Below are 22,196 nucleotides of genomic sequence, written 5' to 3' on the forward strand. Positions count from 1 at the left end.
TCACCTCTGGGCTGAGAGAGGGGGAGTGAGATAGGTCGTCAATTCGGCCGCGAGCCGCTCGGCGGGCGCGACGCGTGGACGGTTCCACGGGCGTCGCCCATGAACCACGGTTGTCGACACGACCCGGTAGCTATCGCCCTGCCGAAACAGAGCCAGAGCTCCAGTCCGATCGAGCCGGCGCCGATCAAGGAGAAAACACGGTCCGCGCACCGGCCCGGAGCCAGTGAGAAGCTGATCGCTGACAATCACGGTTGCGGCTTTGCAGCGTTGGGGCAAAGCCTCTGCCGCGCCTTTTCCGGTCAAATGGATCACCGCAATCGGGTTGGCATCGGGGCCCGCTCGTGCGTCGCGCGCATTGGCGGGACCCGACCAGAGATCGCGCGCAGCGGCGGTCTTTTGAGACACGGCCTCGCCGTCATTGTGAAGCCAGTTCTCGACCGAAAAGCTACCGCCGCTCGGTTTGGACGGCACCCGGCCAGCGCCTCCGCGAATGCCGATCGCGGTGCCATCGGCCGAGATCAGCACCTCGGGGCGCTTCGACGAGATCCAAAGCACCGAGCCGACGACAAGCAAGCTCGCGGGCAGGCTGAAAATTGCCAGTTTTCTCATGAGTCCCGAGGGCTTTCTCATTTGCGGCCCAAGAAGTGCCGCCAGCATCATCCCGCTGCCGATCAGCGGCAGGACATTGGAGGGGGGCGCAGCGACGATAAGATCCGCCCCTTTCAGCCCAGCAATTGCCTCGGCAATATCCAGCATCCAGCTCGTGCCAAGCCCCATCAGCCAGAGCGCTGGTCCGGCGAGGCCAAAAGGCGCCAGAATGACAGAGATAACCCCCATTGGCATGACAATCGTGCCGACAATCGGAACCGCGAGCAGATTGGCGAGAATGCCATAGGGCGCGATCCGTCCGAAATGGGCGGCCGCGATCGGGCCGGTCGCCATGCTTGCGACCAGCGAGGTCAGCAGAAGCATGGCGGGTTGGTGGAAAATCATCGGGACGTAGCCCGACACCCGGCTCCAATAGCCATGGCCGATGACCAGGGCGACGGTGGCGGCGAAACTCATCTGAAAGCTGGGCGAAGTCAGCGCCTCGGGGCCCTTGAGCAGCACCGCAATCGCCGCCAGCGCGACGGTTCTCAGCGAAATCGCCCGTCGGTTCACCAAAATCGCGCAAAGCATCACGAGGACCATCAGATAGGACCGCTCGGTCGCAACACCGCCACCTGAGAGCAGCAGATAGGCGGTCGCGATCACGATTGCGCCGATCGCCGCGATCTTGTGCAAGGGCCAGAGCAGGCTTCCGCCAAGCGCAATCGCGCTGACCCCGATCAGCCGGATCGCCCCGTAAGAGAAGGCCGCAAGCATGCTCATATGCAGGCCGGAAATCGAGATGATGTGGTAAAGGCTAGAGATGCGCATGACCTCATTCGTCGCCTCGGAAATGCCCGAGCGATCTCCGGTGATCAGCGCCGAGGCGACCGCGCCCGATTGCCCGCCGATCTCCCCCTGCATCAGCGCCGAAAGCCGCATCCTAATCCGGAGCATGGCCAGCACGCCGCCGGGCACCGCCTCTGTCACGGTCATGACCGGGGTCCGGCTATAGCCAATCGCCCCGATCCCTTCGAACCAGGCGTTGCGGCGGAAGTCGAAATCATCAGGCTCTGACGGGCCGGGCGGAGGGCCGAGATGGCCGGTCAGCATCACCCGCTCACCCGGCATCGGCAGATCCGGCACGGTCATGAAGGAAATCCGCACCTTGTCCGGCGTCCGTTCGGGCGGGGTATCCTTGAGCTGGACCTCATCAAGAAACAGGCGGATGCGGTCGCGGGATGAGCGATCAATGTCGATCACCCGCCCTTCGATCGGCCCGTAATAGCGAAACTCAAGCACCGGCGCTGCAACCGCCGCCGAGCGCAGCCCGGCGCAGAGAAATCCGCCCAGAACAAGCGCCAGCGCCAATGATGCGATTCGCAGAATGTCGGCGCGAGCCCAATCGAGCCGCCCGGCTTCCGCAAGCCTGCGCGCTGCGGCGTGCAGGGCGAGGCACAACAGCACAGCTCCGGTTCCAACGCCGTAAGAAACCGGCCCCGGATCGGCGGGCAGCCAGAACCAGAGCCCGATACCCAGCGAGAGCCAGAACGGCACCCAGATGGTGAATCCGCCCCGTGTCACGGGCGACAGACGTGGGCGCGTGCCCTTGCGCGGCGCTGGCCGCGCAAGGCCCTGCTGGATCTTCCGGCGAATCCACGAAAGCGCCCGGCCTTCCTTTCCGTGGTCCGGCAGCTCGATAGAAACCACGCCGATCCTTGTCCTTGTCCCTGAGCTTGCGTATTTCAGGAACCGAGATTGGCACGTCCACCTTTATGGAACGTTAACAAATGCCAACTATCTTCAAGCTTCGTTACCAAGGCTTTCCCATGACCGCAGAAAAACCCGTCGTTACCCGCTTTGCCCCGTCGCCGACCGGGTATCTCCACATCGGCGGCGCGCGGACCGCATTGTTCAACTGGCTTTATGCCCGCGGCCGTGGCGGCAAATTCCTGCTGCGGATCGAGGATACCGACCGCGCGCGCTCGACGCCCGAGGCGACCGAGGCGATCCTCAAGGGCCTGACCTGGCTCGGCCTCGACTGGGACGGCGAGCCGGTCAGCCAGTTCGAGCGCAAGGACCGCCATGCCGAGGTCGCGCGCGAGATGCTGGCCAATGGCACCGCCTATAAATGCTTCTCGACCCAGGACGAGATCGAGGCCTTCCGCGAGGCCGCCAAGGCCGAGGGCCGCAGCACGCTCTTCCAGAGCCCCTGGCGCGACGCCGATCCCGCGAGCTATCCCGACGCGCCCTATGTGCTGCGTCTGAAAGCGCCGCGCGATGGCCAGACGGTCATTCAGGACGCGGTGCAAGGCGATGTGACCTTCCGCAATGACCAGCTCGACGACATGGTCCTGCTGCGCTCGGACGGGACGCCGACCTATATGCATGCTGTGGTGGTGGACGATCACGATATGGGCGTGACCCATATCATCCGCGGCGACGATCACCTGACCAATGCCGCGCGCCAGATCCAGATCTATCACGCCATGGGCTGGGATGTGCCGGTTTTCGCCCATATCCCGCTGATCCACGGCACCGATGGCAAGAAGCTCTCGAAGCGTCATGGCGCGGTCGGGCTGCATGAATATGCGGCTCTGGGCTATCCGGCAGCGGCGATGCGCAACTATCTGGCGCGGCTGGGATGGAGCCACGGCGACAATGAGCTCTTTGACGATGCTCAGGCGCTCGAATGGTTCGATCTCGGCGGGATCGGCAAGGCCCCGGCCCGGCTCGATTTCAAGAAGCTCGAACATGTCAGCGGCTTCCACATCGCCCGGATGGAGAATGACGCGCTGTTGGCTGAGATCGACGCCTTCCGCGCAGAAACCGAGGCTCCGGCCCTGACCAGCATTCAGAAAGAGCGCCTTCTGCCCGCGCTTGATGCCTTGAAAGCCAAGGCGAAAACCCTGCCCGCGCTCTTGGAACAGGGTCATTTCGCCCTGATCGAGCGCCCGGTCGAGCTTGATGAAAAATCACTCGCTGCGCTCGACTCGGTATCCCGTGGTATACTCGGAGAATTGACTGCTGCATTGCAGAATGTTAGTTGGTCTCGAGACGACCTTGAGGCGAGTGCCAAGGCCATCGGAGACGCGCATGGGCTGGGTCTGGGCAAGATTGCCGCACCGCTTCGCGCTGCTCTGGCGGGCCGCAGTTCGACCCCGAGCGTGTTTGAAATGATGCTGGCCCTCGGCCGCGACGAAACACTGGCCCGACTACAGGACCAGTTGGGCTGAGGCCCTTACAAACTGCCGGCTTCGGCCGGGTTCAGGTGAAAGGAAAACGGAATGGCAGATGCTAAATCCGCAACGGTCAAAGTGCATGGCAAAGAATATGAGTTGCCGCTTCTTTCTCCAACGGTAGGTCCCGACGCAATCGACATTCGCAAACTCTACAGCGATGCCGATGTCTTTACCTTCGACCCCGGCTTCACCTCGACCGCATCCTGCGAATCGACCATCACCTTCATCGACGGTGACAAGGGCGAGCTGTGGTATCGCGGTTATCCGATCGACCAGCTTGCCGCCAAGTCGAACCATCTCGAGACCAGCTATCTGCTGCTTTACGGCGAGCTGCCGAATGCCGAGCAAATGGCCGATTTCGACAAGCGCGTGACCCATCACACGATGGTTCACGAGCAGATGCACAACTTCTTCCGTGGTTTCCGTCGCGATGCGCATCCGATGGCCACCATGGTCGGCGTTGTCGGCGCGATGTCGGCCTTCTACCACGATTCGACCGATGTGAACGATCCCTGGCAGCGCGAGGTCGCCTCGATCCGCCTGATCGCGAAACTTCCGACGATCGCGGCAATGGCCTATAAATACTCGCTGGGTCAGCCCTTCGTTTATCCGAAGAACGACCTCGATTATGCCTCGAACTTCCTTCGCATGTGCTTTGCCGTGCCCTGCGAGGATTATGTGGTCTCGCCGATTCTCGCCAAGGCCATGGACCGCATCATGATGCTCCATGCCGATCACGAGCAGAACGCATCGACCTCGACCGTGCGTCTGGCGGGCTCTTCGGGGGCGAACCCGTTTGCTTGTATCGCGGCGGGCATCGCTTGCCTGTGGGGCCCGGCCCATGGCGGCGCCAACCAGGCGGCGCTGGAAATGCTGCGCGAAATCGGCACGGTTGACCGGATCCCGGAATTCATCGCCAAGGCCAAGGACAAGAACGACCCGTTCAAGCTGATGGGCTTCGGTCACCGCGTCTACAAGAACTTCGACCCGCGGGCGAAGGTCATGAAGGAATCGGCCGACGAGGTTCTGGACCTGCTGGGCATCCACGACAACGAAACGCTGAAAGTCGCCAAGGAGCTCGAGCGGATCGCGCTGGAAGACGAGTATTTCATCGAGAAGAAACTCTATCCCAACGTCGATTTCTACTCGGGCATCATTCTGGAAGCGATGGGCTTCCCGACCTCGATGTTCACCCCGATCTTCGCAATCTCGCGGACCGTCGGCTGGGTGGCACAGTGGAAGGAAATGCTCGCCGATCCGCAAAGCAAGATCGGCCGTCCGCGCCAGCTTTACGTTGGTGCCGAGCGTCGCAGCTACGTCCCGCTCAGCAACCGCTGAGCCTCGGACCGACCTCAGAAAAGCCCCGGAGTTCCGGGGCTTTTTCATGCCCTGCGTCCTCCTCTGGCCCCGGTCTTTGTCGCAGCCTGCGCCGCAGGGCTTGCGTGACAGAGCCGGCAATGCCAAAGGAGGACCATGACCGAAAACGCCCCGAACAACCCGACCAAAATCGCGCTGATCACCGGCGCTTCCCGCGGCCTTGGCGCGGCGCTGGCCGAAGGGCTGGCCGCGCAGGGCTGGCATATCATCGCCGTGGCCCGCACCACTGGCGCGCTCGAAGAGCTGGACGACCGCATTCGCGCGGCGGGCGGCTCGGCGACGCTGGCGCCGATGGATGTGACCAATCCCGAGGCGATGATCCAGCTTGCCAAATCGGTGCTGGGCCGCTGGGGCGGGGTCGATCTTTGGGCGCATACGGCGATCCATGCCGCGCCCTTGTCGCCTGCCGGTCATATCGACCCGCGCGACCTTGCGAAATCGCTTGATCTCAATGTCACCGCCGCAAGCGGGCTGATTGTTCTGCTCGAGCCCTTGCTGCGTGGGCGCGATGGCACCGGGCTCTTCTTCGACGACCCGCGCGCGGGCCAGAAGTTCTTCGGCGCCTATGGGGCCACGAAAGGCGCGCAGATCGCGCTGGCGCAGAGCTGGCAGGCCGAGAACGAAAAGCTCGGGCCGCGGATCGAGATTGCGACCCCAGCGCCGATGCCGACCGCGCTGCGCGCCCGCTTCTTCCCCGGCGAGGACCGCGCCGCGCTCTCGCCCTGCAAGGACGAAGCCCTGCGGATTCTGGCCGAGGTTCTTGCGCCAAAGCCCGCCGCGTAAAGTCGCGCCAAAGCCCGTCGCGTAATTCCCGCAGTGCGGGCCAGAGCGCGCTTGCCAACCCGAGTTCAGGCGACTAGATAGACCCGTCGCTTTTAGAAAGGCCCCGTTGTGGAAAACGTCGTCCTCACCGTGCACCTGATCCTCGCCGTGGCGCTGATCGCCCTGGTTCTGCTGCAACGGTCCGAAGGCGGTGGCCTTGGCATGGGCGGCGGAGGTGGCGGTGGCGTCATGACCGGCCGTCAGGCGGCCAATGCGCTGACTCGTATCACCTGGATCCTTGCGATCGCCTTTCTCGTGACCTCGGTCACGCTGACCATCATGGCCGCACGCGGCACCGCAGGCAGCTCGGTTGCCGATCAGCTTGACCTGAGCAAGCCGACCATGCCCGCGCCGTCGAGCTCGCTGCCGGCCGCGCCGAGCTATGCGCCGCCGCCGAGCGCTGGCCTGCCGGTGACGCCGCCGACTGCTGCCGCTCCGGCAGCAAACAACACCAGCGGCGCCGAGCCGGTCGTAACCCCTCCGGCGGAAACGCCCGCGGCCCCTGCCCCGGCAGAGCCCGCCACACCTGCTCCGGCGACACCTGCACCGGCCAGCAACTAATCACCATCACTAGGGGCGCCTCTGGCGCCCTTTACAATAACTTGCGGTCGGTTGCGGCCACGGGACGAATCGGTTATATCTTAACTCCCGTGATTGCCGGTCCAGACGGACCGCTTTTGATTTATAGCGAACACTCACGGGGGCCCAATGGCGCGTTACATCTTCATCACTGGCGGCGTGGTTTCCTCCCTTGGCAAAGGGCTGGCCTCGGCCGCGCTTGGCGCGCTGTTGCAGGCGCGTGGCTTCACCGTCCGCCTGCGCAAGCTTGATCCCTATCTCAACGTCGATCCGGGCACGATGTCGCCCTTCGAGCATGGCGAGGTCTTCGTCACCGACGACGGCGCGGAAACCGATCTCGACCTCGGCCATTACGAGCGCTTCACCGGCGTCTCGGCACGCCGCACCGATTCCGTCAGCTCGGGCCGGATCTATTCCAACGTGCTGGAAAAAGAGCGCAAGGGCGCCTATCTGGGCAAGACCATTCAGGTCATCCCGCATGTCACGAATGAAATCAAAGACTTCCTCGCCGTGGGCGAAGACGAGGTCGATTTCATGCTCTGCGAGATCGGCGGCACGGTCGGCGATATCGAGGGCCTGCCCTTCTTCGAGGCGATCCGCCAATTCAGCCAGGACCGGCCGCGCGGCCAATGCGTCTTCATGCATCTGACCTTGCTGCCCTATCTGGCGGCTTCGGGCGAACTCAAGACCAAGCCGACACAGCATTCGGTCAAGGAGCTGCGCTCGATCGGGCTGCAGCCGGACATCCTCGTCTGCCGCTCCGAGCAGCCGATCCCGGAAAAGGAACGCGCCAAGATCGCGCTTTTCTGCAACGTCCGCCCCGATGCGGTCATCCCGGCCTATGATCTCAAATCGATCTATGAGGCACCGCTGGCCTATCACCGCGCCGGTCTTGACCGCGCGGTTCTCGAAGCCTTCAGCATCAGCCCGGCGCCGCGTCCCGATCTGACGCGCTGGGAAGATGTCATGGACCGGCTGAACAACACCGAGGGCGAAGTTCGCGTCGCCGTTGTCGGCAAATACACCCAGCTGGAAGACGCCTATAAATCGATCGCCGAGGCGCTGACCCATGGCGGCATGGCGAACCGGGTCAAGGTCAAGGCCGAATGGATCGACAGCGAGCTTTTGGAGCGCGAAGGCGCGGCCAATCTGCTCAAGGACTTCAACGCGGTTCTGGTGCCGGGCGGCTTTGGCGAGCGTGGCACCGAAGGCATGATCGCCGCCGCGCAATATGCCCGCGAAAAGCAGGTGCCCTATATGGGGATCTGCTTGGGCATGCAGATGGCCGTCATCGAAGCCGCGCGCAATGCCGCCGGGATCGCCGATGCGGGCTCCGAGGAATTCGATCACGAGGCGGGCGAAACCCGCTTCACCCCGGTCGTCTACCACCTCAAGGAATGGGTGCAAGGCAACCACAAGGTCGAGCGCAAGCTCAGCGACGACAAGGGCGGCACCATGCGCCTTGGCGCTTATACCGCGATCCTCTCGCCCGGCTCGAAGATCGCCGGGATCTATGGCGCGACCCAGATCGAAGAGCGTCACCGCCACCGCTACGAGGTCGATGCCCGTTACCGCGAGCAACTTGAGGGCGCGGGCCTGACCTTCTCGGGCATGTCGCCCGATGGGCGTCTGCCGGAAACCATCGAGGTCAAGGGCCATCCCTGGTTCATCGGTGTCCAGTTCCACCCCGAGCTCAAATCGAAGCCCTTCGAGCCCGCGCCGCTCTTTGCCGATTTCGTGCGTGCGGCCAAGGACAGCGACCGTCTGGTCTGAGGCCTTTGTAAACCGATGATGACAAGGCGGCCCCAGTGGCCGCCTTTTGTCTTTCGAGACTCCTGCCTTTATGGAATGCTGTCGGCAGGCGGCAGAGGCAAAGTGCGAGGGGTGGGATGAAACTGCAGATCGCGGCGCTTTGGCTGATATGCGCGGGCCCGGTCTGGGCCGATGCACCGATCTTCGTGCTCGACCAGACCCAGCTGCCTTTTGATCTTGGTCCCGGCGCGCCCGCGAACTCGCCCGCGCGGCAGGGAAACTCCCCCTCTGCGGCCGCAAATTCCAGCGCGAGCGGCGCGAATTCCTCCTCGGCCTATGCCAATTCCCCGCGCAATCCCGAGAATGCGAAACGCGTGCTCTTCACCCGCGAAGGCGATGTCGTCGGCTATTACGCCGAGAACGGCAGCGGCACGTTGAACCTCTTCACCCTTGGCGGCAAGCGCGCGCTCTACCGGCCCAAGGGCACCAAAAGCCTCTTTTCCAGCACCGGCGATTGGTGCGGCACCGTGGCCGCCGCCGAGGCCGGAGGCTTCGCTTTCGGTGTCACGAGAAAATGTGCATCGCTCCTGTTGAACTGATCTCGGGCGCCACGAAATTGTCATATATTCCTGTATAGTGGCGGCGTAGTGGTTCCGGGACGGCGAACATGAATGAAATGCGCGACAATCCGTGGCTTCGGGCAGAGCTCGACGACACGCTCGACGAAGATATCGAGATCGAATTCGAGGACGCTGTCCTCTCGGAAGAAATCTCGCGCCTTTATCGCGACGCCCATCCCGAACAGATGGACCGCAAGACCTATTTCCGCGAGCTGCTGCGCCTGCAATCCGAGCTGATCAAGCTGCAGGATTGGGTCAGCTATTACAAAGAAAAGGTCGTCGTGATTTTTGAGGGGCGCGACAGCGCCGGCAAGGGCGGCGCGATCAAGCGCATCACCCAGCGCCTCAATCCCCGTGTCGCCCGCGTCGTCGCTTTGCCCGCGCCGTCGGACCGTGAAAAGACCCAATGGTATTTCCAGCGCTATGTGCCGCATCTGCCCGCAGGCGGCGAAATCGTCCTGTTCGACCGCAGCTGGTACAACCGCGCCGGCGTCGAGCGGGTGATGGGCTTTGCCAATGAAGATCAGGTCCAGCAGTTCTTCGACGACGTTCCCGAATTCGAGCGGATGCTGGTGCGTTCGGGCATCCGGCTGGTGAAATACTGGTTCTCGGTCACCGATGAAGAGCAGCAGATGCGCTTCCTCATGCGCATTCACGACCCGCTGAAGCAGTGGAAGCTGTCGCCGATGGATCTGCAATCGCGCATCCGCTGGGAAGACTACACCAAGGCCAAAGAGGAAATGCTCGAGCGCACCAATATCGACGAGGCGCCGTGGCATATCGTTCCGGGCAATGACAAGAAGCGGGCCCGCCTGAACTGCATGGCCCATCTTCTGACCCAGATCCCCTATACGCCAGTCCCGCACGAAGAGATCCACCTGCCCGACCGGGTCTTCAATCCCGATTACGAGCGGGAAACTCTGCCGCGCGATCTGTACGTTCCGCAAATCTACTAAGGCCGTCCTCCGGTTCTTGCCAGTTGAGCTGACCCGGTGCAGCGCGAAAGCGCTGCCCGGACGCGCGGCCTTTATCGGCCTTCGCAGCAAGCACGCGCGGCGCCTCTGCTCGAGAATCGGGGCAGCCGCGGCCCTTGCCATCCCCGCATGACGTTTCGCCGCGAGTTCCACAGCCAAGCTCGAAAGCGCTTGAGGCTGGCCGGAAAAAATCTAAGATTGTCCAGATTTTTTCAAGCGTAGGCCCATGTTCCGCAATCTCTTCAGCCGCCTCTTCCACGACGATTTCGCCTCGTCCCGACTGACCTCGCAAGATGCCGAGGTCGCGATCGCGGCGCTGCTCGTCCGTCTGGCCCGCTCGGATGACAATTACAGCGCCGTCGAGAAAAACCGCATCGACCAGATCCTCGCGCGGCGGCGCGGCATCGACATGACCGAGGCGGCCGAGCGGCGCATGGCCGCAGAAATGGTCGAGGCCGAAGCCCCCGACACCGTGCGCTTCACCCGCGCGATCAAGGACCGCATCGCGCTCGAGGACCGGATCGGGATCATCTCGGCTTTGTGGGAAATCGCCTATGCCGATGGCGTGCGCACGGCAGCTGAAGAATCCTTCCTGCGTCTGGTGGCCGGGCTCCTTGGCGTGACGGATGTCGATTCAGGTCTGGCGCGGCAGCGTGTGCTGCAAAGCCTTGGCCGCGCGAGCGACTAGGCCCGAAGGCGAGATGACCTTGCGCCATCTCGCCTCCTCCGCCGCGATCCCTGCGATGAAACCGTTGCAAATCGGGCGTGAATATCGCCACATGATGGAATGAATATGCCAGCATCCTCCTCCGATCCCGGCGCTCCGACCGGGGCGCCCGCGCAGACCCCGGTCATCGAGATCCGCGATCTCTACAAGGCTTACGGCGAGCACGAAGTGCTCAAGGGCGTCGGCCTTGTTGCGCCGCGCGGTCATGTCGTCAGCCTGATCGGCTCGTCCGGCTCGGGGAAATCTACCCTGCTGCGCTGCTGCAACCTGCTGGAAGATAGCCAGAAAGGCGATGTCATCTTCGAGGGCGAGGCGGTGAAATGGGCGGGCAGCGGTGCAGGCCGACGCCCCGCCGATCGCGCACAGGTGACGCGGTTGCGCACCAATCTGTCGATGGTGTTTCAGCAGTTCAACCTCTGGTCCCATCTGACCGTGCTGCAAAACGTCATGGAGGCGCCGGTCACCGTCCTTGGCCGCGACCCCAAGGCGACCGAGGACAAGGCCCGCGCGCTGCTGGCGAAGGTTGGCATCGGCGACAAGGCCGAAGCCTGGCCCGCGCAACTTTCGGGCGGCCAGCAACAACGCGCGGCCATCGCTCGTGCGCTTTGTATGGAGCCCAAGGCGCTGCTCCTTGACGAGCCGACCTCGGCGCTTGACCCCGAATTGCAGCAAGAGGTCGTCAAGGTCATCAAGGATCTGGCGGCCGAGCATCGCACCATGCTTTTGGTCACCCATGACATGCGGCTGGCGGCCGATGTCAGCGATCATGTCGTGTTCCTCCATCACGGCCGGATCGAGGAAGAAGGCCCGCCCAGCCAGATCTTTGGCGCTCCCCGCACCGAGCGGCTGCGCCAATTCCTAAGTGCAGGCAATGCACATTAAACCCGTCCAACAGGAGAGCAAAAGAATGAAAAAGCTTCTCGTCGCCGCCGCCGCTCTGGCGTTCTCGGCTGGCATGGGCCTTGCTGAAGGCCAAACCGTCCGCATCGCCTCGGAAGGGGCCTATGCGCCCTATAACCTCATCAACGACAAGGGTGAGCTGGACGGCTACGAAATCGAGCTCGGCAATGAGCTGTGCAAGCGCGCCGGCCTGACCTGCACCTGGGTCAAGAACGATTTCGACGCGATGATCCCGAACCTGCTCAGCTCGAACTTCGACGCGATCATGGCCGGCATGTCGATTACCGAGGAGCGCAAGAAGGCGATTGCCTTCACCCAGAACTACCTGCCGCCGGTGCCCTCGGCCTATGCGGCGCTGAGCCCGGATGTTGACGTGAAAACCAGCGTCGTCGCCGCCCAGACCGGCACGATCCAATCGACCTATGTCGCGGAATCGGGCGCGAAACTGGTCGAATTCCCGACCTTCGACGAAGCCGCCGCCGCCGTGCGCAACGGTGAGGCCGATGCAGTTTTCGCCGATAAGGAATTCCTCGTGCCGCTGGTCAAGGAAGGCCAAGGCTTTGCCTGGGTCGGTCAGGACGTGCCGCTTGGCGACGGGATCGGCATGGGTCTGCGCCAGTCCGACACCGAGCTTCACGACAAGTTCGACGCCGCCATCACTGCGATGAAGGCCGATGGCAGCATCAACGAGCTGATCAAGAAGTGGTTTGGCCCCGAAGCCCAGACCTACGCCCATTGATCTGAACATTCCTCGCCCTGTCCGCGCCTTCGGGCGGCGGGCGGGGCTTGTCCCGGTGACCGATGTTTGCATATTGCGCGGACCCCAAATCGCTTGAAGGGCTGACCTGGCTGTCGTGCTATCTGACATCCGGCACCCATATGCGCTTTTACCTCTCCTTCCTGACCGTGCTCGCCCTGCTGGCGGTCACAGCCCCGATCGCGATGCTCTTCGGCTTTGGCGGGGCGATGGCAAGCCGCTCGCGGATCACGCCGCTGCGCTGGTTTGGCAAGATCTACACCTCGATGGTGCGCGGCGTGCCCGACATCATCTTCTTCCTCTTCGTGCCGATCGCGCTCGATCAGCTCTTCGAATGGTCGAAAAGCCGGTTCGTCTGCGATCCGAGCGTGCCGGTCTGGCAGGGCAATGAATTCCGCGTCTGCGCGGCGGCCAAGATCCCGCTGTCGAGCTCGCCCGAATGGGTGCACCAGACCTATGGCTTCTTCCTCGCCGTGATTGCCTTCTCGATCGTCTTTGGCGCCTTCGCCGCCAATGTGCTGCGCGGCGCGATGGCCACGGTGCCGCGCGCCCAGCTCGAGACCGCCGAGGCTTACGGCATGAACCAGCGCCAGATCAACCGGCGCATCCTGATCCCGCAGATGTGGACCTATGCTTTGCCCGGTCTCTCGAACCTGTGGATGATCCTCCTCAAGGCCACACCGCTTCTGTTCGTCCTGGGCGTCGAGGATATCGTCTATTGGGCGCGCGAGCTTGGCGGCGCCAAGACCAGCGCCTTCACCTATCCCCATCCCGATTGGCGGATTTACTACTTCCTCGGCATTCTCGTCTTCTTCCTCGCCATGACCTGGATCTCTGAGCGGGTGCTTGACCGCATCCGAGCCCGGCTGTCGAAGGGTCAGGCGACAATGGCAGGCGAATCTCTGCGGAAGGCCGCGCAATGAACGAATGTCTCCAAACCATTCAGGACTTCGGCCTGCGCTCGATCGGCTTTGGCGAGCGGATGCTGCCGCGCACCGAATTCACGCTCTGTCAGGAGATGACGCTGATCGCCTCGGGGCTGATCTGGAACATCTATTTCGCCGCGCTTGCACTCTTCTTTGGCTTCTTCCTCGCCAATGTGCTGGCGCTGGCCAAAGCGAGCCCCAATCCCTGGCTGCGCAAACCCGCAGAATGGTTCATCTTCGTCTTTCGCGGCAGCCCGCTCTTCATCCAGTTCTTCGTCGCCTATGAGGCGCTGGTGCAGCTTCCGCGCGTCGGCATCGACATCTTCGGACTGACCGTGCACACAAGCTGGCTCACCAAGGCTTGGGCCGGTGCGCTCTTCGTGCTGACGCTGAACACCGCCGCCTATTCCGCCGAGATCTTCTATGGCGCGCTGCGCAATATCCCGAAAGGCGATATCGAGGCCGCCGACGCCTATGGCTTCACCGGCTGGAAGCGCTATCGCAAGATCATCTGGCCGATCACCATGCGCCTCGCCTGGCCGTCCTACACCAACGAGGCGATTTTCCTTTTCCACGCGACGACGCTGGTCTTCTTTTCAAGCTTCCCCGCCTATCAGCAGATGGGGGATTCGCTTTATTATGCCAGCTATCTCGCCGGAAAGACCTTCAACCCCTTCGTCGCCTATCCGATCGTCGCGGGCTATTTCATCTGCCTGACCTTGCTGCTCATCCTGCTTTTCGGCGCGATGAACCGGCGATTGAACCGCCATATTCCGGGCGCGGCGAAGAAAATCCGCTATAGACCGCAACTCTTGAGGTAATCATGGACTGGCTGCGCGAACATCCCGAAGTCAAGACGATCCGCGTTGCAGCGGCAGATCTGAACGGGGTGGCGCGCGGCAAGCGTGTGCCGTCGCGTTTCGCCGAAAAGCTGCTGACCGAGGGCACCAAATTCCCCTATTCCGTCCTCAATATGGACATCTGGGGCGAGGATGTCGAAGACAGCCCCCTCGTCTTCGAATCCGGCGATCCTGACGGGATCTTGATGCCGACCGAGCGCGGCTTCATGCCGATGCCTTGGCTCGATGCGCCGACCGGGCTCTTGCCGCTCTGGATGTTTCACGACGACGGCCGCCCCTATGACGGCGACCCGCGTCAGGCGCTCGCAAGGGTGGTCGACCGCTACAAAGCGGCGGGCCTGACGCCGGTGGTCGCGACAGAGCTTGAATTCTTCCTCATCGACGATTCCGGCGGGCAACTCCGCGTGCCGCCCTCGCCGCGTTCGGGCAAACGCCGCACCGGGGCCGAGACCCTCAGCCTGCGCGCCCTCGATGGCTTCGACCGCTTCTTCACCGCGCTTTATGACGCCTGCGAGGCGATGGACATCCCCGCCGATACCGCGATCTCCGAGGCCGCTCCGGGCCAGTTCGAGATCAATATGATGCACCAGCCCGATCCCTTGAAAGCCGCCGATGACGCTTGGCTTTTCAAGATGCTGGTCAAGGGTCTCGCCCGCCAATATGGCTTTGCCGGCTCCTTCATGGCCAAACCCTATGAGGAATGGAACGGCTCGGGCATGCATATGCATTTCTCGATCCTCGACGCGGAGGGCAACAATATCTTCGACAATGGCAGCCCCGAGGGTTCAGACGCGCTCCGCCATGCGGTTGCGGGCTGCCTTGCGGCCATGTCGGGCTCAACCCTCCTCTTCGCGCCGCATGAAAACAGCTATGACCGGCTGGTGCCGAATGCCCATGCGCCGACCGGCATCGGCTGGGCCTATGAAAACCGCACCTCGGCGATCCGCATCCCCTCCTCGGGCCCGAAAGCGCGCCGCATCGAACATCGCGTCGCGGGCGGCGATGTGAACCCCTATCTCACCGTCGCCGCCGTCTTGGGCGCGGCTCTGAACGGGATCGAGGACAAAGCCCCCGCGCCGCCCCCGATCCGCGGCAATGCCTATGAACAGGGTCTGGCTCAGCTTCCCGCCACCTGGACCGAAGCGATCGAGACCTTCGCGACCTCCCCCGAAATCGCCCGAATCTTCCCCGCCCATCTGATCGAGAATTTCGTGATGACCAAGCGGCAGGAACTCCACTACATGGCCGAGCTTTCCGACGACGAAACCGTCGAGCTCTATCTCGATACGGTTTAGGCACGAAAAAGGGGCAAGGCCGCAGCCTTACCCCTCCTTTCAAGTCCCCGTCTTTCATGACCAAATATCCCGGGGTCCGGGGCAGAGCCCCGGTTCCTTTTCAGGACATCACCGGATCAGGAATCGAGCTTCTCGACCGCTTTCGCAGGTTTCGCGATCTCGATCCGGCGCGGTTTCAGCGCTTCCGGGATCTCGCGGATCAGGTCGATATGCAGCATCCCGTCAACATGGCTCGCGCCATCGACGCGGACGTGATCGGCCAGAGTGAACTTGCGCTCAAAGGCTCGGGTGGCGATGCCGCGATGCAGGAAGGTCCGGCCTTCGTCATCGGCAGCCTTGCGCCCGGCGACGATCACCGCACCGTCCTTGACCTCGACCGAGAGCTCATCCGCCGAGAAACCGGCGACGGCGATCGAGATGCGATAGGTGCTCTCGCCGGTCTTTTCGATATTGTAGGGAGGATAGCTGTGCTGGGGCAGATCAGCCGCCAGAGCACGGTCCAGAACATCCGCCATCCGGTCAAACCCCACCGAAGCACGATAAAGCGGGGTCAGGTCAAAATTTCGCATTTTCGCATCCTTTTCAAAGCGATACTGAAGTTGCTCCCCGTCATTCGGGCAAGCAGCCTGCCGACGCCACTTGGGGCCGCCGACAGGATTCAGATGGGATGCGAATTTTCGCCTTTCAAGGGTGCGCGGCCAATGCGGGCGGTTTCGGCCCGCCGCTCGCCCAATCCAGAAGCTCGACGGTATGGATCACCGGCACGTCCATGCCCGAGCCGATCTGCATCATGCAGCCGATATTGCCCGCCGCAATCACCTGCGGCGAGACCGCCTGCAACGTGTCAATCTTGCGCTCTTTCAACTCGGCCGAAAGCTCGGGTTGCAAGAGATTATAGGTCCCGGCCGAGCCACAGCAGAGATGCGGATTGGCGGGCTCCAGCACGGTAAATCCCGCCTCAGCCAAAAGCTCTTTCGGCACGCCTCGGATCTGCTGGCCGTGTTGCAGCGAGCAGGCCGAGTGATAGGCCACCCGCAGCCCTTCACCGGGTCGGGTGATCGCGGGAAGGCCGTGGCTTGCGAAAAACTCGGTCACATCGCGGGCGAGGCCTGCCACCTGACGCGCCTCGGCCTCCATCGGATCGCCGGCAAAGATCGCGGCATAATCCTTGATCGTCGTGCCGCAACCCGAGGTGTTGATGATGATCGCATCCAGATCTCCAGCCGCCAGAAAGCTGCGGATCGTCTGGCGCGCCGAGGCCAAGGCGTCCTTCTCGCGGCCCATGTGATGGGTCAGCGCGCCGCAGCAGCCGAAGTCCTGCGGGATCACCACCTCGCAACCCGCCCGCCGCAACAGCCGGATCGTCGCATCGTTGATGTCGGTATTCAGCGCGCGCTGCGCACAGCCCGGCATCAAGGCGACCCGCGCGCGGCGCGGCCCCTCGGGCGCGAAAACTTGCCCGTCATCATTGCGGCTGACCGGCGGGATCGCCTTGGGCACCATCTCGAGCATCGCGCGCAGCCGCGCATCAGGCACCAGCCCGGAGAAGGGTTTGGCAAGTTTCGCGCCCAGAAGCGCCAGCCGGAAGCGTTTGGGATAGGGCAAAAGCCGCGCGAGCAGCCAGCGCAGGGCGCGGTCGCGCCAGGGGCGGCGATAGGTTTCCTCGACATGGACGCGGGCGTGATCGATCAGATGCATGTAATTCACGCCCGAAGGACAGGTCGTCATGCAAGACAGGCAGCCGAGGCAGCGATCGAGATGCTTGACCGTCTTTTCATCCGCCGGACGCCCGGCTTCGAGCATGTCCTTGATCAGATAGATCCGCCCCCTCGGGCTGTCGAGCTCATCGCCCAGGACCTGGTAGGTCGGGCAGGTCGCTGTGCAGAAGCCGCAATGAACGCAGGTCCGCAGCACCTTGTTCGAGCGCGCGGTGAGCGGGTCCTGCAACTGCTCGGGCGTGAAATTCGTCTGCATCTCAGGCGGTTTCCTTCTGCGCGGACAGAATGCCGCGCGGGTCGAATTTCTGGCGGAGATCGGCGTTCAGCTTGGCGATCACCGGATGGGGCGCGGGCAGAACCAGAGGCGTCGCGCCAGTCGCGCGCGCGGCATGGCCGTTGAAGAGCGGCAGACGCGGCACCTCTCCGGCAGGCAGCGAGACCCAGAGCAGCCCCCCGCCCCAATCCATCGCCAAAGGCGCGGGAAGGCTTTTCAAAAGAGACGCAACTTCAGAGGGATGGCAGATGATCCTCCAAAGATCGCCCTCGGCCTCACGCGGTACCATCTGGGTCCAAAGCGCGCTTTCGACCTCGGAGATCTCGCCAAAAGCCCGCAGCCGCTCGCGCAAGGAGGTCATGCGCAGATCGACCGATCCTTCGAGCCCCTCGACCCGGATCAGCGCGCCCTGCCCCGGCAACCAGCCCGCCCCGCTGACATCATATGGCCCGGTCAGGGCCGAGGTCAGCGCCGCGACCGCCGCCTCCGGACCCAGCCCCGGCAGCGCCAAGGTGCGCGAGACCGGCGGGATCGGCGCGGTCTTCAGCGCGACCTCGGTCAGGACGCCAAGCGCGCCGCGCGATCCGGCCAGAAGCTTCACCAGATCATAGCCGGTGACGTTCTTCATCACCCGCCCGCCGTTCTTCACGATCTCGCCCGCGCCGGTCACAAACCGCAGCCCCAGCATCGCATCGCGGCAGGCCCCCGCCTGCACCCGGCGCGGCCCAGAGCTGTTCGTCGCCGCGACCCCACCGATGGTCGAGCCCGGACGCGCATCGGGTTCAAAGGCGAGCATTTGGCCCTCAGTGGCGAGCACGCGGCGCACCTCTTCAAGCGTCGTGCCCGCGCGCACGACCAAGGTCAGTGCCTCGGGTTCGTAAAGCGTCAACCCCGACAGTCCGGTCATGTCGATGCGCGCGCCCTCGCCCTCGCCGGGCCAAAGTCGCGTGCCGCCGCCGATGGCCGACACCGGAGCCGAGGCCGTCCGCAGGATGTGCGCCAGTTCTTCTTCGCTCTCAGGCCGCATTGCGCTGCCCCTTTCCATGCGCGCCTTCGCGACGCGGGGCAGAACTCGCCAGCGGAAAGACCTTGGCGGCATTCAACAGCCAGAACGGATCAAAGGCATCCTTGATCCGCATCTGCGCCTCCAGATCCTCGGGCGCGAATTGCGCGACCATCAGCTCGCGCTTTTCGACACCGACGCCATGTTCGCCGGTCAGGCAGCCGCCGACCTCGACGCAGAGCCGCAGGATATCTGCGCCGAAAGCCTCACAAAGCTCGAGATCGCCGGGTTTGTTCGCATTATAGAGGATCAGCGGATGCATATTGCCGTCCCCGGCATGGAAGACATTGGCAACGCCAAGCCCGTATTGGCGCGAGAGCTCGGCAATCCCCGCAAGCACTTTCGGCAGGGTCGAGACCGGGATCGTGCCGTCCAGACACATGTAGTCATTGATCTGACCCATCGCGCCAAAGGCCGATTTGCGCCCAAGCCAGATGCGGCGGGATTCGTCCTCGGATTTGCTTTCGCGGAATTCGACGGGATCGAAGCGCTCGGCAATCTCGCGGATGAGGGCAAGCTGCTCGGCGATCTCGGGCTTGGTGCCTTCGACCTCGATGATCAAAAGCGCCTCGCAATCGGGGTAACCGGCATGGGCAAAGGCCTCGGTCGCCTGAATGCAGGGGCGGTCCATGAATTCGATGGCGACGGGGATGATGCCCGCGCGGATGATCGCGGCGACGCAGGCCCCGGCGGTCTCGCTGGCCGAGAAGCCGACCAGAACCGGGCGCGCGCCAACGGGTTTGGGCAGGATGCGCAGGCTCGCCTCGGTCACGATGCCAAGCTGGCCTTCCGAGCCACAGACGACGCCCAGAAGATCGAGCCCCGCCGCCTCGCCCATCGGCCCGCCGAGATCAAGGACGGTGCCGTCCATCATCACCATGCGCAGGCCCAAGAGGTTGTTGGTCGTGACGCCATATTTCAGGCAATGCGCGCCGCCGGAGTTCATGCCGATATTGCCGCCGATCGCGCAGGCAAGTTGGCTTGACGGGTCGGGCGCATAGAAGAAGCCGTCGCCATCTACCGCGCCAGAGATCGACAGGTTCGTGCGCCCGGCCTGCACGCGGATGTAACGGTCGGGATAATTCGTCTCGAGCACCGCATTCATCCGCGAGAGCCCGATCACCACCGCATCCGCCGTCGGCATCGAGCCGCCCGCAAGGCTTGTCCCCGCGCCACGCGGCACGACCGGCACGCGCTCCTCGTGGCAGATGCGCAGGATGGCCGCGACCTCTTCGGTGGTTGCGGGCAGCACCACCGCCAAAGGCGGGCAGCGATAGGCGGAAAGCGCGTCGCATTCATAGGCGCGCGTTTCGGCCGGATCGTCGATCACCGCATCGGGCACGGCGGCGCGCAGCCTTGCGGCAATCGCCGCCTTGCGCGCCAGAATGCCCGGATCGGGAACTGGCATCTCCATCGTCTCTCCCCCCGAAGGCGCGCTTTGGCCGCTTTGCCCCGTCGCCCGCCCCAAAGAGGCGGCTTTGGGCTGCAAAGGCGCATTGCGCGCTTTCCCATTACCTGCGAACCTGCCTGCACTCTTGGCCGCAAGCCCTTGAAAGCCACAGGTTATGCAAAACGAAGACCCCGAATCGAGCCTGCCGTACCCCTTCCTCCCAGAAGGGTCCGGCGGCGTGGGATCGGGACGGGTCGTCCTCCTGCGTAACCGTTCCCCTCAATGGATAGCGGGCGCGGCGGGCGCAGGCAACCGCAGCAAAGGGACGAGACGTGGCGCGGCTTTGGGCAAGCCGCAAAGGGAGGGCCAAAGATGAACAATGCGCTTGATGCGATCATCCGCTCGTTCAGCTATTGGGATCTGCTTGCCGTGGTCTGGCTGATCGCCAGTTGGGGCTGGATCGGCTGGCGGACCGAGCATCCGCCTGCGGGCAAGCCCTCGGTCTCGGTTCTGATGAAAGAGCTGCGCCGCGAATGGATGCGCCAATTCGTCCATCGCGAGCCGCGCATTTTCGACGGCAATATCCTGTCCAACCTGCGCGAGAGCACGGCCTTCTTCGCCTCGGCCTCGATGATTGCGATCGGAGGCGGGCTTGCGCTGATTGGCAATGCCGACCGGCTCTCGCTGCTCGCCCGGCAGTTCGAGATGGATTACATCCCGACGATCAAATGGGAGATCAAGATCCTTGTCCCCCTGCTGCTCGTCGTCGATGCGTTTTTGAAATTCGTCTGGTCGAACCGGCTTTTCGGCTATTGCGCGATCATCATGGGCTCGGTTCCAAACAGCCCCACGGATCCCCGCGCCATGCCGCGCGCGTTGCAGGCCGCCGAGATCAATATCCGCGCCGCCCGCAGCTTCAATGCGGGCCTGCGCAATGTCTATTTCGCGCTGGGGGCGCTGGCTTGGTTGGCCGGGCCACTGGCGCTTTTTGTCGCCGTGGCCTTCGTGCTCTTCATCAGCTGGCGGCGCGAATTCGCCTCGGGCTCACGGCGTGTGCTGCTGGAAGAGGCTGCCACTGAGGCGCGCATGATACCAGGCGAGGCCCAGCATCAAGAGCCCCGCGGCTGAGAGGCCGACGCCGACCAGCCCCGAGGAATGCCAGCCCCAGCCCGCCGTCAGCGCCATGCCCGCAAGCCAGGGGCCAAGCGCATTGGCGGCGTTGAAGGCCGCGTGGTTCATCGCGGCGGCCATGCTTTGCGCCGAGCCCGCGACCTCCATCAGCCGGGTCTGAAGCGGCACCACCGTGCCCGAGCCCAGCCCCATCAGGAAGGATGTGATCAGCATCAGGGGCCAGCTTCCGACCGCGAAAGAGGCCAAGGCCTGCGTGATCGCCATGAAGAGGATCAACCGGAAAGCCGCGCCGAAGACGCCGATACGCACGGTGAGTTTCCCGGCAAAGATGCTGCCAATCGTGCCACCGACGCCAAAGACGCACAGCGTCAGCGGGATGACCCAGCCGGGCGCATCCGTGGTCGCCAAGATCGCCGCCGACAGGTAGGCGTAGACCGCGAACATGCCGCCAAAGCCGATCGCGCCGACCAGCAGCGTGAGGATGACATCGGGATTGCGCAGAGCTTTGAGCTCTTCGAGCGGGCGCGCATTCGGATCGACGCCGACGCGCGGCGCCAGCTTGAGGATCAAGAGCGCCGTCACCAGCGCGATCACGCCCGGCAGCGCAAAGCCCCAGCGCCAGCCAAGGCCTTGGCCAATGGCTCCGGCCAAAGGCACGCCGAGGATATTGGCGACGGTCAGACCGAGCAGGACCTGCGTGACACCCTTCGCGCGCTGCTCTTTGGGCAAAGCGTCGGCGGCGAAAAGCATGCCCACGCCAAGAAAGCCGCCATGCGGCAGACCGGCGAGAAAGCGCATCGCGGCCAGCGTGCCAAAGCCGGGCAGCACGGCAGCGAGCAGGTTCATCACGCCGTAAGCGGCGATCAGCCCGGCCAGATAGCGCCGCCGCGGCAGGCGCGCGCCAAGGATCGAGGTCAGCGGCGCGCCGACCACCACGCCCAAGGCATAGGCCGAGATGACATGACCGGCCTCGGGCTCGGTCACGCCAAGATCGGCGGCAAACCACGGCAAGAGGCCCATGGCGGCGAATTCGGAAGTTCCGATGGCAAAAGCACCAAGGGCAAGCGCCAGAACGGCAAGGCGAGTATTGGGACGCGGCGACAAGGGCGGCACCTCGGGCAGGCAGATTTCAGGAATGGGGTCTGGTTGCGTTAACATCCCCAGACCGCGGTGTCAGCAGCCTTACCTCGCAAATCAAGCA

20 protein-coding genes are annotated in these 22,196 nt (G+C 63.6%); 14 read left to right on the plus strand and 6 right to left on the minus strand.

Going from position 1 to position 22,196, the window contains the following annotated elements; all coding sequences use genetic code 11:
• Positions 1 to 2,298, minus strand: coding sequence for a ComEC/Rec2 family competence protein (locus tag JCM7686_RS11770; RefSeq protein WP_020951047.1), 2,298 nt, complete (start codon positions 2,296 to 2,298; stop codon positions 1 to 3).
• A 119-nt stretch (positions 2,299 to 2,417) separates the two neighbouring features.
• Here JCM7686_RS11770 and gltX point away from each other — a divergent pair, with 119 nt between their 5' ends.
• The 13 genes from gltX to JCM7686_RS11835 all read left to right on the plus strand — a co-directional run bounded on the left by gltX (position 2,418) and on the right by JCM7686_RS11835 (position 15,419).
• Positions 2,418 to 3,824, plus strand: a complete 1,407-nt coding sequence (gltX, locus tag JCM7686_RS11775; RefSeq protein WP_041527319.1) for a glutamate--tRNA ligase — start codon at positions 2,418 to 2,420, stop codon at positions 3,822 to 3,824.
• A 51-nt stretch (positions 3,825 to 3,875) separates the two neighbouring features.
• Positions 3,876 to 5,168: a citrate synthase gene (gene gltA, locus JCM7686_RS11780; RefSeq protein WP_020951049.1), complete on the plus strand. Its 1,293-nt coding sequence runs from the start codon at positions 3,876 to 3,878 to the stop codon at positions 5,166 to 5,168.
• A gap of 135 nt (positions 5,169 to 5,303) precedes the next feature.
• The gene (locus tag JCM7686_RS11785; protein ID WP_020951050.1) at positions 5,304 to 5,990 is read left to right on the plus strand and encodes an SDR family NAD(P)-dependent oxidoreductase; all 687 of its coding nucleotides are present in this window, start codon (positions 5,304 to 5,306) and stop codon (positions 5,988 to 5,990) included.
• 108 nt (positions 5,991 to 6,098) lie between these two features.
• Positions 6,099 to 6,590 carry a preprotein translocase subunit SecG gene (gene secG / locus JCM7686_RS11790; RefSeq protein ID WP_020951051.1) on the plus strand — a complete coding sequence of 164 codons (492 nt, stop codon included), beginning with the start codon at positions 6,099 to 6,101 and terminating at the stop codon, positions 6,588 to 6,590.
• A 147-nt stretch (positions 6,591 to 6,737) separates the two neighbouring features.
• Complete coding sequence (locus JCM7686_RS11795; protein WP_020951052.1) at positions 6,738 to 8,381, plus strand: CTP synthase; 1,644 nt, start codon at positions 6,738 to 6,740, stop codon at positions 8,379 to 8,381.
• A 116-nt stretch (positions 8,382 to 8,497) separates the two neighbouring features.
• Positions 8,498 to 8,959, plus strand: a complete 462-nt coding sequence (locus tag JCM7686_RS11800; protein WP_020951053.1) for a hypothetical protein — start codon at positions 8,498 to 8,500, stop codon at positions 8,957 to 8,959.
• Positions 8,960 to 9,027: 68 nt separating this feature from the next.
• A complete protein-coding gene (gene ppk2 / locus JCM7686_RS11805) occupies positions 9,028 to 9,936 on the plus strand; it encodes a polyphosphate kinase 2 (protein ID WP_020951054.1) in 909 nt (302 codons plus the stop codon).
• Positions 9,937 to 10,180: 244 nt separating this feature from the next.
• Complete coding sequence (locus JCM7686_RS11810) at positions 10,181 to 10,642, plus strand: tellurite resistance TerB family protein (protein WP_020951055.1); 462 nt, start codon at positions 10,181 to 10,183, stop codon at positions 10,640 to 10,642.
• Between the two features lie 105 nt (positions 10,643 to 10,747).
• Positions 10,748 to 11,563 carry an ABC transporter ATP-binding protein gene (locus tag JCM7686_RS11815; RefSeq protein WP_041527871.1) on the plus strand — a complete coding sequence of 272 codons (816 nt, stop codon included), beginning with the start codon at positions 10,748 to 10,750 and terminating at the stop codon, positions 11,561 to 11,563.
• 25 nt (positions 11,564 to 11,588) lie between these two features.
• Complete coding sequence (locus JCM7686_RS11820) at positions 11,589 to 12,320, plus strand: transporter substrate-binding domain-containing protein (RefSeq protein ID WP_020951057.1); 732 nt, start codon at positions 11,589 to 11,591, stop codon at positions 12,318 to 12,320.
• 62 nt (positions 12,321 to 12,382) lie between these two features.
• Entirely contained in the window at positions 12,383 to 13,261 is an 879-nt protein-coding gene (locus JCM7686_RS11825; RefSeq protein WP_020951058.1) for an ABC transporter permease, read from the plus strand.
• Positions 13,258 to 14,085: an ABC transporter permease gene (locus tag JCM7686_RS11830; RefSeq protein WP_020951059.1), complete on the plus strand. Its 828-nt coding sequence runs from the start codon at positions 13,258 to 13,260 to the stop codon at positions 14,083 to 14,085. Before JCM7686_RS11825 ends, JCM7686_RS11830 begins: the two co-directional genes overlap by 4 nt.
• Positions 14,085 to 15,419: a glutamine synthetase family protein gene (locus tag JCM7686_RS11835; RefSeq protein ID WP_041527320.1), complete on the plus strand. Its 1,335-nt coding sequence runs from the start codon at positions 14,085 to 14,087 to the stop codon at positions 15,417 to 15,419. The genes JCM7686_RS11830 and JCM7686_RS11835 overlap by 1 nt, the downstream gene beginning before the upstream one ends.
• Before the next feature lie 116 nt (positions 15,420 to 15,535).
• On the opposite strand, the gene JCM7686_RS11840 is transcribed toward JCM7686_RS11835, so the two are convergent.
• The 4 genes from JCM7686_RS11840 to JCM7686_RS11855 all read right to left on the minus strand — a co-directional run bounded on the left by JCM7686_RS11840 (position 15,536) and on the right by JCM7686_RS11855 (position 19,888).
• Complete coding sequence (locus JCM7686_RS11840) at positions 15,536 to 15,988, minus strand: Hsp20 family protein (protein ID WP_020951061.1); 453 nt, start codon at positions 15,986 to 15,988, stop codon at positions 15,536 to 15,538.
• A gap of 115 nt (positions 15,989 to 16,103) precedes the next feature.
• Entirely contained in the window at positions 16,104 to 17,393 is a 1,290-nt protein-coding gene (gene glcF, locus JCM7686_RS11845) for a glycolate oxidase subunit GlcF (RefSeq protein WP_020951062.1), read from the minus strand.
• Between the two features lies 1 nt (position 17,394).
• Positions 17,395 to 18,438, minus strand: coding sequence for an FAD-binding protein (locus tag JCM7686_RS11850; protein ID WP_020951063.1), 1,044 nt, complete (start codon positions 18,436 to 18,438; stop codon positions 17,395 to 17,397).
• The gene (locus JCM7686_RS11855) at positions 18,428 to 19,888 is read right to left on the minus strand and encodes an FAD-linked oxidase C-terminal domain-containing protein (RefSeq protein ID WP_041527321.1); all 1,461 of its coding nucleotides are present in this window, start codon (positions 19,886 to 19,888) and stop codon (positions 18,428 to 18,430) included. The genes JCM7686_RS11850 and JCM7686_RS11855 overlap by 11 nt, the downstream gene beginning before the upstream one ends.
• 348 nt (positions 19,889 to 20,236) lie before the next feature.
• On the opposite strand from JCM7686_RS11855, the gene JCM7686_RS11860 reads away from it, so the two are divergent.
• Positions 20,237 to 20,992, plus strand: coding sequence for a DUF599 domain-containing protein (locus JCM7686_RS11860; protein ID WP_020951065.1), 756 nt, complete (start codon positions 20,237 to 20,239; stop codon positions 20,990 to 20,992).
• On the opposite strand, the gene JCM7686_RS11865 is transcribed toward JCM7686_RS11860, so the two are convergent.
• A complete protein-coding gene (locus JCM7686_RS11865) occupies positions 20,909 to 22,153 on the minus strand; it encodes an MFS transporter (RefSeq protein WP_020951066.1) in 1,245 nt (414 codons plus the stop codon). The two genes, JCM7686_RS11860 and JCM7686_RS11865, sit on opposite strands and share 84 nt — an antisense overlap.
• Positions 22,154 to 22,196 lie beyond the last annotated feature (43 nt).

Origin of the sequence: Paracoccus aminophilus JCM 7686 (assembly GCF_000444995.1) — a bacterium.
Classification (GTDB): Bacteria; Pseudomonadota; Alphaproteobacteria; order Rhodobacterales; family Rhodobacteraceae; genus Paracoccus; species Paracoccus aminophilus.